Source organism: Nostoc sp. C110, from assembly GCF_043099725.1.
GTDB lineage: Bacteria > Cyanobacteriota > Cyanobacteriia > Cyanobacteriales > Nostocaceae > Nostoc > Nostoc muscorum_A.
This window is the reverse complement of sequence record NZ_CP171148.1, coordinates 5,445,843-5,463,233: the sequence shown is the minus strand read 5'-3', so window position 1 is coordinate 5,463,233 and position 17,391 is coordinate 5,445,843. Positions and strand designations below refer to the sequence as shown.

Annotated in this window: 13 protein-coding genes; 8 read left to right on the top strand and 5 right to left on the bottom strand. The window is 42.4% G+C overall.

From position 1 onward, the window contains the following. Positions 1–142 precede the first annotated feature (142 nt). Positions 143–4,381: a hypothetical protein gene (locus ACFFRD_RS28440; protein WP_392478977.1), complete on the bottom strand. Its 4,239-nt coding sequence runs from the start codon at positions 4,379–4,381 to the stop codon at positions 143–145. A 720-nt stretch (positions 4,382–5,101) separates the two neighbouring features. Here ACFFRD_RS28440 and ACFFRD_RS28435 point away from each other — a divergent pair. From ACFFRD_RS28435 to cobT, 3 genes are read left to right on the top strand one after another with little or no spacing between them, the layout of a single operon-like run. Beyond that, positions 5,102–5,803, top strand: a complete 702-nt coding sequence (locus tag ACFFRD_RS28435; RefSeq protein WP_012409873.1) for a Crp/Fnr family transcriptional regulator — start codon at positions 5,102–5,104, stop codon at positions 5,801–5,803. A 13-nt stretch (positions 5,804–5,816) separates the two neighbouring features. Then, entirely contained in the window at positions 5,817–6,557 is a 741-nt protein-coding gene (locus tag ACFFRD_RS28430) for a DUF2232 domain-containing protein (protein ID WP_114082242.1), read from the top strand. Positions 6,558–6,613: 56 nt separating this feature from the next. Next, positions 6,614–7,786, top strand: coding sequence for a nicotinate mononucleotide-dependent phosphoribosyltransferase CobT (gene cobT / locus ACFFRD_RS28425; protein ID WP_392478974.1), 1,173 nt, complete (start codon positions 6,614–6,616; stop codon positions 7,784–7,786). A 390-nt stretch (positions 7,787–8,176) separates the two neighbouring features. Here the strand turns inward: cobT and ACFFRD_RS28420 are convergent, their stop codons facing one another. After that, positions 8,177–8,545, bottom strand: a complete 369-nt coding sequence (locus ACFFRD_RS28420; protein ID WP_392478972.1) for a hypothetical protein — start codon at positions 8,543–8,545, stop codon at positions 8,177–8,179. Between the two features lie 361 nt (positions 8,546–8,906). On the opposite strand from ACFFRD_RS28420, the gene ACFFRD_RS28415 reads away from it, so the two are divergent. Further along, the gene (locus ACFFRD_RS28415) at positions 8,907–10,085 is read left to right on the top strand and encodes an extracellular solute-binding protein (RefSeq protein ID WP_392478970.1); all 1,179 of its coding nucleotides are present in this window, start codon (positions 8,907–8,909) and stop codon (positions 10,083–10,085) included. A gap of 60 nt (positions 10,086–10,145) precedes the next feature. On the opposite strand, the gene ACFFRD_RS28410 is transcribed toward ACFFRD_RS28415, so the two are convergent. The 3 genes from ACFFRD_RS28410 to ACFFRD_RS28400 all read right to left on the bottom strand — a co-directional run bounded on the left by ACFFRD_RS28410 (position 10,146) and on the right by ACFFRD_RS28400 (position 13,742). Beyond that, positions 10,146–10,727 (bottom strand): hypothetical protein, encoded by a 582-nt coding sequence (locus ACFFRD_RS28410; protein WP_392478969.1) that lies wholly within the window; start codon positions 10,725–10,727, stop codon positions 10,146–10,148. Positions 10,728–10,820: 93 nt separating this feature from the next. Next, positions 10,821–10,946 carry a hypothetical protein gene (locus ACFFRD_RS28405; protein WP_392478968.1) on the bottom strand — a complete coding sequence of 42 codons (126 nt, stop codon included), beginning with the start codon at positions 10,944–10,946 and terminating at the stop codon, positions 10,821–10,823. 192 nt (positions 10,947–11,138) lie between these two features. After that, positions 11,139–13,742 carry a DUF3656 domain-containing protein gene (locus ACFFRD_RS28400; RefSeq protein WP_392478966.1) on the bottom strand — a complete coding sequence of 868 codons (2,604 nt, stop codon included), beginning with the start codon at positions 13,740–13,742 and terminating at the stop codon, positions 11,139–11,141. Between the two features lie 115 nt (positions 13,743–13,857). Between ACFFRD_RS28400 and ACFFRD_RS28395 the strand changes: the two genes are divergently transcribed. From ACFFRD_RS28395 to ACFFRD_RS28380, 4 genes are all read left to right on the top strand, one after another. Then, positions 13,858–14,070, top strand: coding sequence for a type II toxin-antitoxin system HicA family toxin (locus tag ACFFRD_RS28395; RefSeq protein WP_335040419.1), 213 nt, complete (start codon positions 13,858–13,860; stop codon positions 14,068–14,070). Next, a complete protein-coding gene (locus ACFFRD_RS28390; RefSeq protein WP_392478965.1) occupies positions 14,070–14,300 on the top strand; it encodes a type II toxin-antitoxin system HicB family antitoxin in 231 nt (76 codons plus the stop codon). Before ACFFRD_RS28395 ends, ACFFRD_RS28390 begins: the two co-directional genes overlap by 1 nt. 347 nt (positions 14,301–14,647) lie before the next feature. After that, a complete protein-coding gene (locus ACFFRD_RS28385; RefSeq protein WP_392478963.1) occupies positions 14,648–15,856 on the top strand; it encodes a hypothetical protein in 1,209 nt (402 codons plus the stop codon). Positions 15,857–16,184: 328 nt separating this feature from the next. Further along, positions 16,185–17,063 carry a peptidoglycan recognition family protein gene (locus ACFFRD_RS28380; protein ID WP_392478962.1) on the top strand — a complete coding sequence of 293 codons (879 nt, stop codon included), beginning with the start codon at positions 16,185–16,187 and terminating at the stop codon, positions 17,061–17,063. Positions 17,064–17,391 lie beyond the last annotated feature (328 nt).

Below are 17,391 nucleotides of genomic sequence, written 5' to 3'. Positions count from 1 at the left end.
TAACCCTTTGTGAAACTACACAAAATCAGGCTTGGTCAGGCTTGAGACAATATCCCGTTGTTCTGGAGCAAGCTCAGATTTAATAGTTATAAGCATTTTGAATTTTGAATAGTATCCTTATTTCTAGGGGGATGTACTAGTCTCAATCATGAACCTCTAAGGCGAAATTCACTGTATATGGTTCTTCTAATGATTGCTGGTTACTAGCCTTGATAGCATCTAGATAGCGACGCAAATGCAACAGTTGTTGAGAATTGGGACGATAGGTAAGGCTCCCTTGTTTTTCAAAAAGTGGTGCTGTGGCGATCGCCTGATAGTCAGGATTTTCTTGTGAACTCTGGGTTAGCCAAGTTGAATCTATAACTGAAGGTATCAATCCTGAAGGCAGTTCACCTTCCAAAAAAGCTAGCAGGCGTTGCTGACAAGTGCGAGTATTTATCCCGCGACTCTCAAATAACTGGATAACTTCACCGAAAGATAAGGGACGGTCTGGTAGCAGCCGCAGCAATTCGGTAAATAAGAAATAATCAGTGTACTGTTGTCTGGGTATATCTAATATCTGGGGATGTAAAGGCAGCATCGCTAAACCATAAGCAACCCGACTGCAATTAGGAGCGCCATTTTCACCGAGATATAAATCTTGAATAATCTTGGTGCTGGGGAGTTTCTGCTTTAACCAACGGTTTACTGTCCCAACACAAGCCACACCACCAGTCAGGATAGCTTGATTAATAGATTCTGTCGGAATACCACGAGCTACCAATAATTTGTTGAGTTCTCGGTTCAGGCGGCGCACAAAGGGGATAAATACCTGGCTTTCTAAGTCTCGTCGCTGCAAAATCCATTGCTGATCGGCTAATTCCAGGGTAAAAGATTCTTGGTGCTGCAAAATCAGCTTCAGAGCTAGTGCCGCATCTAATACCGCCTGTCCCAGTAGAGAACTTTCTAGACGCTGCTGAAGACGAATCCGCGCGGTAATATCTGGTTCTCCGACTCTCGGTAGTTCTAATTCTTCCAATCCTAAACTCTGCCAACGCATTTGGTCTAAACCGGGAATTGACGGTTGCCATTGCCAAGGATTACTGCTAGTGGTTTTGCGGTCGCTTTGTGTTTCTAGGCGTGATTGCCGAGATTTAGGTGGTAATAGCAACTGGCAAATAATATCTTGTTCAATTCCCTTGCCAGCATAAGCAAAACTATGGAGCATGAAATCATTGTATGTCAATTGCGGTAAGCTTTCTGGGACATCAACTAGCAACATTTCTGTGGCAGTTGTCCCAATGTTGATTACCAGAGTGTTACCAACAATCGGATGTTCGCTGGTTTTTGCGGGATGAGAACCTTGACGTTGGCTTAATTTTATTTGCTCACCGTTAGCAGCATCGAGTTCTGGGAGTAAACTAGCGATCGCTTCTTCGACAAAAAAGACTTGCTGCGGATGTTGGATGAGTTTACTCGTCAGTAAAGCTTCCCGCACATTAAAGCGGTATTGTTCCGACCAGCTAGATGGACAGGTGCAAATCACACCAGCAATATTATTGATAATCTGCGGAAAATCTTGTTCGCCGATCCCAACAGCAGCAGCCATTAAACTAGGGGTGGTACAAGTTTTTTCGGATTTGAGGGTCAATAGTAGTTTAGAGAGCGATCGCACAACCCAAATTAAAGGCCCTGCCGAAAATTCATTTAATTGTAAAACAGGTTCCCATTTTTGCCGTTCCTTCTTATAGGGAATGGCTACTTGTAAATAGGGCTTCAACTGTGCCGAGTAGAGGTTATTTGTTGTCGAATCTGCTGTTGATTTACGTGTTGTAGGAGTAACCGAGTGGTCAGGTGCTTTATCTTGAGCAACAGCCGCAGGTGCTGTCTGTTCATTGACTTCTATATTTACACTTTCACCCTGGGGTATAGAAGCTGTAGGAAGATAAACCTCTGTTGGCAAACGAAATGATTCCTGGAATGAACTTGTTCCCGGCGGATTTTCTGCTGACCAGTAGATAGGATGTACAACAAAAGTTGATCGATTTAATAATGCGGCAGAAATTCCGGTTGTACCTAAATCAATTCCTAAATACCAAAGTGGTTCTAGAACATTAGGTGAAACTTCTGGATTATTGATGGAGTTAGAAATTGAAGATAAAAAACTGTCTTGAATAGGAGTTGTGATTTCCTTTTTTTCTTCAGTTTCTACCTGGGTAACTGTCAAACTTGATAAACCCGCAGTTGAGGTATTTTCTGTTTGCGGCTCAGGGTAAGTTGTAGGGATTGTGTCTTGAGTTTTATCAATTAGTTCCGAGGCAATATCCAAATTGGTAGCTGGTTGCGAATCAGAATTTAGCTGCTGATCAAAATTAGCCAAATCTCGATCTAATTGCTGCAACTGTTCTTCATCTAAAGAAATATCAGGTACAACTGGAGTCTGGTTTAACTCAACAGAAAGCAAGTTTTCTTGTGGTGAAGCAGCAATGTAGTTATCTAAAAAAGGGTCTGGCGGAGCATTGTTGCTCAATATTTCCGGTGGAGCGATACCTTCGGTGGGCTTCTCTAATAGAGGCTGCGCGTAGCTTGCTTCCCCGTAGGGGTATGCCAAAGCAATTTCTGCTGCTTTCGGAGTAACTGGTGCTGTACTTGTGCCATTATCCATAAAGGATGATACTTCCAGCAATTCCTGCTCACTACCTGTACCAGTCAATAGATCAGTTAGGGTATTAATTGTATCTACACTAGCTGGCTGAGTATCGAGTTGCGTAGGGGAACTATCTGCTTGTGGTGTAGAAAAGCTCAGAGGCGAATCTAGCTCAGTATCCTCTGCAACAAAACTAGCTGGCTGAGTGTCGAGTTGCGTGGGGGAACTGTCTGTTTGTGGTGTAGAAAAGCTCAGAGGTGAATCTAGCTCAGTATCCTCTGCAACAAAACTAGCTGGCTGAGTGTCGAGTTGCGTGGGGGAACTGTCTGTTTGTGGTGTAAAAAAACTCAGAGGCGAATCTAGCTCAGTATCCTCTGCAAAAAATAGTTCTTCCTGTGGCTCTGATAATAAATCTGTGGCTTCTACTAAAGTCTCTTGAGCTGAAATACCTGTATCTGGTGTCACAACCGCAGAATCAACGTTTTGAGGGACAGATGGACTCTCAGCGATTTCTAATGTTGATTCGGAGGCTGTGGAAGCAGATAAGTCATTTGTCGATACATCAATATTTGGGTTATTAACATCACCAATACCAAATAAACTGGCGTAAAGTTGGTCTACTTCATCACCAACTAATGCAGAAATATCTTGCGATAATTCGGTCAGGTTTTCGGAAGATTGAGACGAGTCTATACCAAGCTGCAACAGCACTGCATCTAGATCCTCTGTGAGGGTAGTATCCTGTTGCTCAGAATTTATTGTGAGTGGAGATGAAGTTTCTGGCAGGATTGCCTCCAGGGGTTGAGATGCAACTTTAGCAGCGATCGCAGTTGGTTCAGGCAATGATGGTGATATATCAGATTCTACCCTCAGCAAAGATGGCGGCGAAATAGGGGATTGTTGCTGTAAATGCTGGGTCAAATTGTTGAGAAAGCTGGCCATCAACTCTTCGCCTTGCATTCCCTTGCTATGCATTCTTGCCAGTGCTTGCGACAGTGATTCGTAATAAGTATTAATATTGCGCTGTAGTGCCTCAAAGACTACATTCACAGTTCCATCTAGTGATAATAGGCGTTGATCCAACTCCCTGGCTAACTGGGTTAACTGCTCCACACGGTCTACTGATTCTAATAAAGGTTGAGTTGCAGAGGTTGCGTGATTAGTTGCTTCTGGAGAAATAACGGAATTTTCCCCAGGTTGTGCTAACAGTGGCGTTACAGTTGGCACCAGCCGATTCATGAGTACCTGTAAAAACTCGGTAATCATTTGATCTTGGTTCGTCAACTGTTGCGCTAAGGAGTAGTTTTGCAATCGCCTTTGCTCTAGTTGCCTAATTTCTTGCATGAGAGCGGCTCGCTCTTGCAATAGCCCTTCTAATTCCGATCGCAATGGCTGGATCAAGCTCGAAAATTCACTTTTTAATTGTCCGGCTGCAACAGAACTCTGTTCCTGATGGGATTCGAGCGGCGGTAGGGGATACTGGTTATAACCTCGCTCAATAAATTTTGTTAATAAAGGCGATGGCTCCGCCAACCCCAAGGGCGAACGCGGTTCTTCGGAAGAATTATTTGGGATATCGCTCTCTAATGCTTCTTTTTCTTGGAGCCTCACCAAGAAGTTGCGAATTCGTTCTAAAACTTCTTTAGGTTCCTGCCCCTGACCAGGCAGAAATCTAGACAAGCGCTTGCCACCACTGGCAAGTAAGTTGTCAATGTCTGCGATCAGCTTTTGAATTTCATCTGCACTGGAAGTCACTTTTATTACCTTACCTAAAAACGTATATCAACTAATGTGACAATTAATTTACAGTCACCGTACCCCTGCGAGGAAGTAAGCTCCCATCTGAGAAGTTTTGAGTGGCAAAAGCTTCTGCTTGGACTTGTGACTGTCATTATGTTATGGATTACTGGGAGTTGTGGCAATCTTGAGTCAGCGTTTGTTTAAGAAGCTTTGTTTTGCCGCTGATTGGTTGCCCATTTTTGAAAATGGACATGGGGAAACAAACTCTTTTTCTGGTATAATTGTACATCTTGATATCAATGCCGTAAGCGAAAATCAAGCTCATAGGTACACGTCGCAAAAGAAAGATTTATTTGAGTCTTGAGAATCATGACTCCCGCCCTTGGAGGGAATGCAAGACAATAGGACTATGATGTTCTCTTGGCTATTCGTGATTAATTGAGAAGCCCTGACCACACCGCCTAGCGGTTGGTGTGTGGTAGTTCATCATAATCAAGTTTGCAGTGCAGCTAGCCCTTGAGCAATATAACTGTCGGCTATAAACTACTTTTTGCAAAACTTTTACCCCGTTTAAACTTATAGGTAAAGATTATTTTAGAAAAAGGTTCTTGTCGTATTCTTATGTAGCATAGTTTAGTTTTCTCTTTTAATAGGGAGCTGTGCTTTGATGACTAAGGCTAGAAATGGCGCTCTTGTTTGTTGTGTGTACATAGCAGCTTCAATAAAAATGTCGTAATGGAAGACCGATATAGCTTGCAAGCACAGGCTAATCCCTGGATGATCACCTCCGCTCCCTTTTTTCAAGGGTTGCCAGAACCTGCTGTGGAATCAGCCCTTATCCATCTTGTTACCCGCACTCACCCAGCCAATCAGGTAATTCTGCTAGAAAATGACTGGGGTGGTTCTGTGTATTTTATTATGGACGGATGGGTCAAAATCCGCACCTACAATCTGGAAGGAAAAGAGGTAACGCTAAATATTCTTGGTAAAGGGGAATTATTTGGTGAAATGGCGGCGTTAGATGAAGTTCCTCGCTCCACAGATGTGATTACCTTAGCCCCAACAGTAATTGGCAGTATGCCTGCTCAGGATTTTGTCAAGTTACTTCAGATAGAACCCTTGGCTGGAGTTCGATTAGCACAATTAATGGCACGACGTTTGCGGCAAGTCAATCGCCGATTGCGTCTGCGGGAATCTGATAGCCAGTCACGAGTGGCAGATACCTTGCTATTTTTGGCAGAGGGACAGGGAAAAAAAGGGCAAACAGGAACCGAAATCCCCAATTTACCTCATCGAGAATTGAGTAGTTTGAGCGGACTGGCACGGGAAACTGTGACACGAGTATTGACAAGGCTAGAAAAAAAAGGCTTGATTAAACGGGATCAAGACACTATTTGTATTCCCGATTTGTCAGCATTGGAAAGAATGATAGTTTAAGAACTTGTCAAATATGAGTATTTTAGATTCTCTGCCAGATGAACCGGAGGAAGAACCATCAACTGAATCTTCAACTCCCCACAATCATTGGTTAAACAAAGAACAACAGTTAATGCCTCCTCAACTCAAGGCTGATGCGCCGTTGAGGATGGTAGAAACGGCATTTTTAGCCAGTACTGCTAGCTTAATTTGGTTTATTAATTTCTATTTTCCCTTGGGCCCAGTTTTACGGATATTTTTTCCGGTTCCCATCGCTCTAGTTTATCTGCGTTGGGGCAAGCGTGCGGCATGGATGGCAGCACTCACTTCTGGGTTACTGCTGACTGTACTGATGGGGCCAGCCCGTAGTTTGCTGTTTGTCATGCCCTACGGGTTTATGGGCGTGCTTTTGGGAGCAACATGGTATCGTCGTCGTGTTCCCTGGATTGTTTCTATCACCTTGGGTACGCTGTTGGGTACTTTGGGGGTCTTTTTTAGACTGTGGTTGCTGTCTGTTTTGTCGGGTGAAGACCTGTGGATTTATGTGATTACCCAAGTGACTGAGTTCATTGAGTGGGTATTTTTGAAGCTGAGTTTATTGGCGAGTCCCAGCGTATTTTTGATTCAAGTGGGAGCGATCGCTCTAATTTTACTCAACAACTTTATCTACCTTTTTGTGGTACACCTCGCAGCATGGTTTCTTTTTGACCGTCTGGGCAATCCTATTCCCCGTCCACCACGCTGGGTACAAGTCCTCATGGATTATGAGGGATAGTCATTTGTCATTTGTCCTTTGTCCTTGGTTAAATAATTAGTCCTAACTAATTCCCAATGCCCAATTTCCAAATTCGTATTTATACCCAAAAAGAACAAGGTGAAGAATGGCTACGACGATATCGTGGTTGTCTGCCCGTATTTGGATGTGTTTTAGGATTTACTGAAACTGGTTTAATTCCAGGGATTTCAGCAGCCGGTCGGACTCCAGAGGATCGGAAATATACCGCTTGTGCCGATGCCGAGTTTTTGTACTACGGCCCAGAGCATAAGCCCCAACATCCCCTACCACCATTAGCGGCTGGGGCTTCACCTGTGCTGATTTCTCGCGCTGTCTTTGAGTCACTAAAGATACCAGTTCATTTGTTTAATGCTGGTTTACCCTACCCTCCGGCTGTGCCATTAATTGATTTGGGTGGCGCTTCTGCTAAGTGTTTAAGTGGAGGTGCTGCTATGGAAATTACAACGGTACACCACTTGTTTAAACAAGGGCTACTTTGGGGAGAACGCCTTGCTGCCAATATGCAACAGAGTTATGTGATTTTTGGTGAGTGCGTTGTCGGAGGTACTACAACTGCCCTGGCAATCTTAACTGCTTTGGGTATAGATGCTGCCGGAAAAGTTAACAGTAGCCACCCTATTTGTAACCACGGGCAAAAGTGGGCACTAGTGCAAGCAGGGCTAGAGAAAGCAGGGAGCAGTGAGCAGGATGAGATATTTCAATCTCAAATCCTAACTTCCGTAGATCCGCTAAAAATCGTCGCTGCTGTGGGCGATCCCATGCAGGTGGTGGTAGCTGGGATGGCGATCGCAGCTAGTCGTAGTTGTGGTGTAATGCTTGCCGGTGGAACGCAAATGCTGGCGGTTTATGCTCTGATGAGTGCGATCGCTCAAGCTTACGCCTTATCATGGCAACCAGAAGCAGTAGTAATAGGCACAACTCGTTGGGTAGCAGAAGATCCTACTGGCGCTACAGTTGACTTAGCCCTCAGCTTAGAAAAAGGCAACTTGACTCAGAATGGAAGAACCCCTCCCCTATTAGCAACTGATCTCAGCTTTGCTGATTCTCGTTATCCTCAACTGAGAGCTTATGAGCAGGGCTTTGTGAAAGAAGGTATGGGTGCTGGGGCAGCTTGCATAGCCGCTCATCTTAGCCAAAATTGGCAGCAAGATCAACTTTTAGCAGCTATTGAATCTCAGCTTGAACGGCTAAGTACAGCATTTCATTAAATTTGTCAGGACTTTGCATCCCTCTGCGCTTTCTTAAAAACTTTCATTTATTTCATAGTGCAATACGAGTTCAGTTAAGGTTAAAACTCTGTTACCAAAGTCAATTTTTTAACGAACCGCCAAGGTGCAGAGAACGCAGAGAGAAGAGAGAGATGCTTAACTGAACTGTATTATTTCATAGTGAGGAATGCACTAAAAGTTTACGATCTTACACATCACACTATTACATATACTTACGTAATAGTGTGTTTTGCTTTTCATCAATTTGATAGCTGGATTAGTTGCTTATACTTAAATATATGCCCACAAAACCATCACTTGATATTGAGCCTAAAGGTTTGCCTTCCATAACTCCAGGCATTTATTTAATTCGTTGAACTCAGGTTAAATTTAATGAATTCTTTCTCTAAGTAATTGTTCTTCCAAGGCAGCAATGCGATTGTATGCTGCTGTTAACTGCGCTGTTAGTCGTTGTATTTGAATTTCTGGTGTTATGTTATCTCCACTTTGACGATGCATATCTAGATAAATACCATCTGTTAATACATCCTTGTGTTCCATTTCTGGATTTAAACTGACACGTCTGACCTGATAGCCTCCAGCCGCACCATTTTCTTGATAATTATCTTTGGCTTGTGTATTTGCTATAGAACACTCTGAGAAAGTTTGAGTGACTTTAGCATCAAGTTGCTCAATCACTTGACAGAGTGCATCCAGTTTTTCGCTTAAAGTCAGGATTTGCTGCTGTAATAGCTCCATTTAATACCTTTATCGGTAGATTTTCTATATGTTATTCAATTTACTCCCAACCTTAACGATACTTATGGATTATTTAAGTATTGATAATTTTTGGTGCAAATGTGACATTTAAATCATTATTTCTAAACGTAGGTAAAGTTTGACTACAAGTACCACTAATGAAATTTATGGAGATAAATTCACTTTTAGGTAGTAATTTGCTGACAAAGTTGCTATTTTGAGTCAAATATTCCAAATTATCGGTATTAACCACAGAAAACTCCAATAATTTTCCAACTCCGCTTTTTCACCTAGTCAGTCTCTGGTGAATCTCTGATTAATATTAGGTTAGGTATAATCAAAAATTTTAAATCCAAAATCAATGGATCGACGGTCTTTTTTGCTCGGTACAAGCACACTGGCACTTTCACAACTGCTTTTTGGCTGTGGTGGAAACAGGCAGACGCAACTAAAAGTACAGTTATTAAAAGGTTCTATACCTGGTCAGGTGGTGAATCAGTTCCACAAAGGTTTGCAGCAACAGGTGCAGTTAAAGTTTGCCCCAGTCGAGCAGATAGAGGATTTATTTCAGCAATTACAAAATTGGCAGAAAAAACCAAAAGCTACCGATGAGCAAGGATGGAGTCGCTTTATACCCTTTAGGCAAGGTCAAAAAACGGCTGATGCAGACCTCGTGACATTGGGAGATTACTGGCTAAAAGCAGCTATTGAGCAGAAACTGATTCAACCACTCCAAGAGTTACAGGGAAACCAATTAAAGCAATGGTCTGCTTTAGATGAAAAGTGGAAAAAATTAGTAACACGCGACGACCAAGGTAACTTGGATACTCAAGGGAAGGTGTGGGGTGCGCCTTATCGGTGGGGTACCACGGTGATTGTTTATAACCGTGACAAGTTGCGAGAATTGGGTTGGACACCCAAAGATTGGAGTGATTTGTGGCGAGATGGAATGCAGCAACGCATTTCTCTACTTAATCAACCACGAGAAGTTATTGGTCTGGTCTTAAAGAAGCTAGGCAAATCTTACAATACAGAGAATCTTGACCAAGTACCAAACTTGGAAAAGGAATTACAGACATTAAACCAACAGGTGAAGTTCTACAGTTCCAATAACTACTTAGAACCTTTAATTGTGGGAGACACTTGGCTAGCGGTTGGTTGGTCAAGCGATGTACTGCAAGTTTTAGGACGTTATCCGCAACTTGGCGCAGTTATACCCCAGTCAGGAACAGCAATGTGGGCGGACTTGTGGGTGCGTCCCGCAGGTATTGATAAGGGTACTTTATCAGATCAATGGATTGATTTTTGTTGGCAACCAAGTACAGCTAAACAAATTTCGGTGCTGACTAAAAGTAATTCGCCAATTTCTACAAATATTGCCGCTTCCGACATCCAAGAACCATTACGGAGTTTGTTGCAGAGCGATGTCTACGACGGGCTACGCCTACGCGAAGTTTTGGATAAAAGTGAATTTTTGCTTCCCTTACCGCCATCTGCAATAAAACAATACGAGTCTTTGTTCGCCAAAATGAAGGTTTAATTGGGCATTATGCGAATTAGGAGGTAAGGGCGATAATTTTTCCCTCTAACTCCTAACTATTTACTGGAGAGAACGCTGTAAGCCTATCTTGTTCTTAACAGTTGTTTGGATACTGCATAAAGCTGGACTTGTACTAAAGTTACAAGTGTAAGTTGCTAAGGGTTCCTTTTGATAGTTAAATACCCGGACGTTGTAACCAAAGTTTCGTGCAGCGCTACCCAAGCGATTTACAAAGTCGTAGCGCTCTATATACTCTAGTAAGCTCCAAATTTGCTGATTTACGATCAAGTCTACTCGTGCAGGTTCCTTATCAGAAGCTGGATATGCTATCCAATTATCCAATAGCTTTCTCTCAGAGTTTTGTTGTGCCCACCATAAACTCGGAACAGTTAATCCTTGTGGATGAATTGTGTTAGCTGTGATTACATAGTCTTTTGGCTTGGTCAATAAATCTAGTTCTAAAGGCGCACTCGAAGGCGACGGTATCGCACGGGTTTGCGCTAGCGAGGGCGATGAGATTAGTAAAGTGGTGAGGGCAATGGTTAGTAGTAATGAAAATGATGTTTGGCGATCGCTGCGCCAACACCTGTTATAGGATGTCCAAAGGGCTGTAGGGCGATCGCACAATTTAGGTATATGCATAGCTGATACTAATTCGTAATTAAGGCATTAGTAAAAATTCGCACAATTTAAACTTTAATGGCAACGATGCGAATTATTCAATAATCTGAATGTTTAACTTTCTTGTTGATACAGCATCGGCTTGAGATATTCCTCCACGACGCGAATTAATTGTATTTGTTGCTCACCAGACAGTGCTACGAAAAAAGGACTAGCGAACATCTGAATCCATTTGATCATACCTGTCTCTTTGGGAGGCTTACGGCGTAATAGCTAAAGCATCTTTCCAAAGCTGGGTATTTATAAAATGGGCGTTGCTGATTAGATATATAAATCTTGGTGTAGAGACGTTGCAATGCAACGTCTCTACAAGGGTTTTGAAATCACGCAAAATCATTTTCATACCTGAATTCAGCAACGCCATAAAATGAATTATGAGCGCAATGCAGATACTCCCATAGGGCCACGAGTTACGCCCAATTGATTTTGCAGCTTCAACTCGCGCCATAGTTGGGAACCTGTAATTTCACCTTGCAATAATTGACGATAGCGATGTATTATTTTGGTCACTTGGTCAGGGGTTTCATTTACAAACTCGATACGAAAGTGACGTAATCCCAACTCTATGAGACGTTCTACGTACTCGGCTCCAGTTTGGGCTGTGCCGTTAAATACAGTGTTGCGACAACCTACATCTGCCTTGAGGACATGTTCGCTGCCTACACGATCTTTTAATTTTACTTCCTGCTTTTCACAAGGTCGCCCACAGTTAGTATGATCTGTACCTGTCGATAGAAAAGCACAGAATACGCAGTGTTCCATGTGGAACATCGGTATATGTTGATGGATTGTCACCTCAAACCACTGTGGTGGACAACTGGTGAGCAGGTCTTGCAGTTGGGAAATATTCAGGTCATAAGATGCCGTCAACCGTTCTAAACCATAACGTTGCTGAAAGTAGTCTGCTGTCAAGGGGTTAGCAACGTTGAGCGAAAAATCTCCAATACAACGGTCTTGAGCAAAGAATTGCAATTGGTCATAGTTCCGTATCAGATAGCCATCTGCTTCACAGGCACGTACCTGCTGCAAAATCCAATTTTCCCCAGGTTTGGTAATTCGGGGTGGTGCAACCCAGATTGTTGGGAGTATTGAATTATCAGTTAAAAGTGAAGAATTGTCTGCTTTGTTTTTTTGCTGTTGTTGGCGAACCATTTGCACTGCTTCTTGGTAGGCGCGGGGATCTTCAAATTCACAGTAAAGTGTTTCAATCCCAGCTTTGAGGGCAGCTTGGAGTTGCTTGAGGTTTCGTACTAAGACGATCAGTAAAGGAGAGGAGACGGATGAGGAAGATGAGGAGGGAAGTAAGTCTTGGAAAGAGACATCAGAACGTAATTGCCAGCGTTTAGGTTGACTTCGCAATTCTTCCAACTGCACCACAATTTCCCGCCGCATCCGGTTCAACTCACTTACAGGCAGCATAAGGGAAGTGCTGAGGTGGTTGGTTAGTTTTTCCAAAACGAAAGGCGTGTTACCAAGACGACCAAATTGTTCTTGTAAACGTTCTGTATCTAAGGGTTTGGTGTGCGCCTCCACCAGAGAAATTGCAGATTCTACCTGGACAATATTACCGAGTCGATCGCGGGCGATCGCAATCAATGGCTGACCAATTTCTCCATAAGCCTCAACATCAATGGGACGCTGAAATTGTGGGTTCTCGCCTGCAAAACTTTGACGCAGTTGCTTATCAAGTTCGGGATCGCTGGTTTTCCAAATGCGATCGCCTATATGCACTCGGCGCAGGTTCAAGTTATTTCGCCCAAAGGTCAGCATTGCTTCTTTACCCTTGGACACCACAGCATAAACTCGGCCGCCTTCTTCCTTCGCTTCGGGATGACCACAGTCAAATACAATTCCATCCCCTGGTTTTACAGGAGCTTCCAGTTTGACTGTCACCTGTTCGTTGTGGATGCGGATAACTTCACCTAAATAAACCCCACGTTTTTTACCAAAGCGGGCGTGAACTAATTCTTGATTATTAATCCCGCCAAACCAACCCGTGTAGAGTCCGCGAGAAAATGCCATCTCTAGGTTGTAGTGTTTTTGATTAAGTGGAAGATCCCCCCAACTCCTCTTAACAAGGGGGGCTATTTTCCCCCCTTTTGAAGGGGGGCTAGGGGGGATCTCCTCCATCACCCGATCTAGGGCTTGCCGATAAACACGGGTGACATTAGCAACATACTCTGGAGCTTTTAGGCGACCTTCAATTTTGAGACAAGTTACTCCTGATTTCACCAAATCGGGCAAAACGTCTAACCCTGCTAAGTCTTGAGGACTGAGTAAATATTTACGTTCTTTTAAATTTACAACTTCCCCATCAGCGATTAAATCGTAGGGCATCCGGCAAGCTTGGGCACATTCGCCTCGATTAGCAGAACGTCCGCCTAAAGCCTCGCTAGTCAAACACTGACCTGAATATGCCACGCACAAAGCACCGTGAACAAAAACTTCCAAGGGTAGCGAAGTTTCTTGTTGGGCAATCTGCTGCTGAATTTTATTGATTTCCTGAAGAGAACATTCACGCGCCAGCACCACTAATTGACAGCCGAGGGACTTAGCAAATTCCACCCCAGCCGCACTGGTGATGGTCATTTGGGTAGAAGCATGGATGGGAAAATCAGGCGAGAGGTGACGGATGAGACGACAAATTCCGACATCTTGAACAATGACGGCATCCACACCTGCGGCAATAATTGTGCGGAGATATTGCTGCGCTTCTGCTAATTCTTTGGGAAATATGAGTGTGTTAACGGTGACATAACCTTTTACACCTCGACGGTGCAGAAATGTCATCAATTGGGGTAAATCTGCTTCAGTAAAATTTTCTGCCCGCATTCTGGCGTTGAAGCGATCCAAACCGAAGTAAATCGCATCTGCCCCATTTTCCACAGCAGCTTTAGCACATTCCCAATTACCTGCTGGCGCAAGTAGTTCAGGACGTTGAAGAGAAGAAGGGGAAGAGAGGCGATCGCTTTTCATCAGATTTAGGGTTAAGTAGCACCATAGTGATTTTATCTAAGTTTGTGGGGGAGGGTGCGATCGCTTCCTCCGCTTAATAGACAATAATCACTATGGCGATTTAGATTGAGGGTAGATGCCCAAGAAAATTAGAGAGTTAAAAGCAATTCTGTTGAAAGCCGGGTTTGTCTATCGTCCTGCAAAAGGTAGTCATACATTCTGGACTCACCCACTTATATCTGATGAACCAGTTACCATTGCTGGAAAAGATGGAGACGATGCACCTCGGTACTTGGAAAAGCAAGTCAATCGTGTTTTGAAGCAACTAGGAGAAATAGAGGAAGAATAATGAACGATCGCTACAGTATGGTAATTCAATGGTCAGATGAGGATAATTGCTACTTGGTACACTTACCAGAATTCCCTTGGCAGCAATTCCATACTCATGGCAAAAGTTATGAAGAAGCCGCTAAACATGGACATGAAGTGATTGAGTCTCTGATTGAATGGTATGGAGAACAAGGAAAACCTTTGCCAGAGCCAATTACTTTTCCTCAAAAACCGTTAAAAGTGGCTTAAATCTTTTTTCCAGCACGTAGGCATAGCCCGTCGGAGCGATCGCTTTTCATCAGATTTAGGGAAGGTTAACTAGCACCATAGTGATTTTATCTAAGTTTGTGGGGGAGAGTGCGATCGCTCTTTTGTATAGAACGAGCGATACAACAAAATGATTCCTGGGAATACTGGAGATTAAGTCTATTTTGACAACAACTATGGTTAATCCTTTTACTCAGCGACCAGAACCACATTTGTTTAAGGGAGGAAATGCCTCAGATTATGAGGTAGTCGAAGGTGAAGCAGGTACTTGGTGTACCCGCTATAGAGCAAGTGGAGAGACAATTCAATCCGTTAGACCAGCTACTGATATGTTTAACATTGCTAATTTGGGAGTAAATATACTCAATCTTGGTGTCGGCATTTACAATTCTGTCCAACTTCACAAGATCAAAAAGAAATTAGACCGGAATCGAGAGCAGATTCAATCATGTGTTGAGAAATTAGACAGAAATCATGAACAAATTCAAGTATTCTCAGATAAATTAGACAGAAATAATGAACAAATTCAAACTTGCTTTAACAGTATTAAAAATGCCCTGACTGTTCAACACCGCACTCTTGAATTATTAATTTGTAATCAGTGTAACTTAGCACAGCAAATGAATATTCTCCGTGAGGAGATGCGTACAGGTTTTCAAAATATTGTAGAAGAAGTTAAAGATTTAGAAGCCCGTAGGCGTAGAGAAGAGTTTGAGACTCGAACCTTTAAATTACTCAAAACCTATGAACGATTTACTTATATACTGCCCGAATTATTAGAAGCAGATCAACTTATTGAAAGAGCTGAGGATTTAGAAGCTTGGCTGCGAACTCAACTTAATCGTATTGATATAGGCAAACCGGAAAGATTACCACTAATGGTAGCTCTTGCCTTTAGTGTCAGAGCAAAAGCTGATGCCTTTGAAGCTAAAGGAGGAGATTACACAAGTTTTGCTACTAAAGATATTGGTCTACTAATAAATCAATTACGTGATGAGGTTCGCGCATTTTGCGAGGGACGCAGTTTATATACTCTTGGAGTAGAAATGCCAGAAATACTCTACCAGTATGCCTTTTTGAACCGAAGTCTTTGCAGAGGGTATGAATTTCAGAAAAAAGTCAAGCAAGTTGATTCTGAATTTATTTTTTCAGAGGAGGAGTTGAAATGGGATGATGGAATGCAGGAATTAAGAGAATTATTTAGACCTAACATTGAACATACTCAATTCTTAGGTGGAAACCAAGATATTAAACTAAATACTCTAGCAGACTATGATTGGTACATACGTTTTGCAAATCAAGATAGATTAACTTTCAACGTTCACTCTCATCCCTCAATAAAACTCTCTGACATCCTGCAAAATATAGGTCATCCAGAACCTCAGACAGGGGGAATTAGAAAAACTACACTCAATACTCTTATGGTTTTTGCTCTGCCTGAAACAATAAATAATATTTCCCAGCTTATACAAAACGAGTTTGAGTTAGAAAATTTTCCTAAACTTAGTGGTTTAAACAATTTAGATATACAGAAATAATAAATGAGCGATCGCTAAGTATGGTTATTCAATGGTCAAATCAGGATAATTGCTACTTGGTATACTTACCGGAATTCCTTTGGCAGCAATTCCATACTTATGGCAAAAGTTATGAAGTTTAAATAGCTCCCTAGACAGAGGAAGCGTCTAAAACGATTATTTAGCATTCCAACATATACTAGTAACGTATATTTGACTAGGATTAAAGTGTTATAGTGATTATCGTTTGGATACCATCTACGGTAGAGGTTTACGGAAGTGCGCCTCTACGAAAGACATGGCAATTTAGCTATAAGTTAATATCTACCGTTTTACGGGTATTAGAAAAATGAGGTTTAAAGACTGGGCGACTAGGGTGTTACTAATCTCGCTGATGTTCATGGCTGTGATTGTAGTACTGCTAATTGGACGAGCGACAAAATTACACAATAATCCGACAACATCCCATGTATCTGAGCCACGGGTTATGGCCTTCAGTCAATATCCGCAGGTGCAATTCCAATCAGCGAAAGAGCCAGAGAAAAAATCTCAACGTGTTATCAAGTCCCCAGTCAAGACTAACAAGCCTGTATCAAGGTACATAACTACTCAAGCTTTTGCAAAGTACAGACCTAGTTATCAAGTTGCTTCGGTTGATCCTAGTAACTATGGAGAACGGTACGCCCAAGATGCTAATGGTATACCTCTTCACAACCAACCGATTATCGTCCTCCATGAAACTGGTTATTCTGCTTCTAGCGCCATTAATTTCTTTCAAGTAGCCCATAACGATGAAAGTGTACAGGCAAGTTACCACGCCTTAATCAAGTTAGACGGAACTGTGGTTTATCTAGTACCGCCAGAAAAGCGGGCTTTTGGTGCAGCTAACTCAGTATTTGAGAGTCCACAGGGATTGGAAACTGTGCAGACTAATCCAAAGTTACCTGCGTCTGTGAATAATTTTGCTTACCACGTTTCTTTAGAAACACCGCCAGATAGTTATGACAGTAACAGCCAACAAACCCATAGCGGCTACACGGAGGCTCAATATAAGTCTCTTGCTTGGTTAATTGCTCAAAGTCAAGTTCCAGACTATCGAATTACTACCCATCATCTCGTAGATCGTTCTGGTAAAAAAGTTGACCCAATAAATTTTGATGGTAATAAATTTCTGAGTTTACTTAATACTTTTCGTCAGGTTAGACCAATTTATAGAGCAAGTAAATAATTTATTTGTAATGGCGTGGCAAGGCTAAAATGTTGCAAAAAAATTGTAGGTTGGGGAGCCACTGCGTTGTGCGGGTTTCCCGCGTTGTAGCAAGTGGTGTTGGAGGCTTTGCCAAAGCCAACATTCTGATATATGTTGGGTTGCGCTCCGCTTCACCCAATCTACGTCTAATGCACTATTTTAGTCTTGCCATGCCATTACTAGTCTGTCTCATTAATTCTGAAGGGTTAAAAAAGTTCGTAGTAAGGACTTTAGTCCTTGATTTGAGCGATAAATCGCTCACTACAAACCTAGCAAAATTAATGCGATAGACCACTAAAAAATTTAT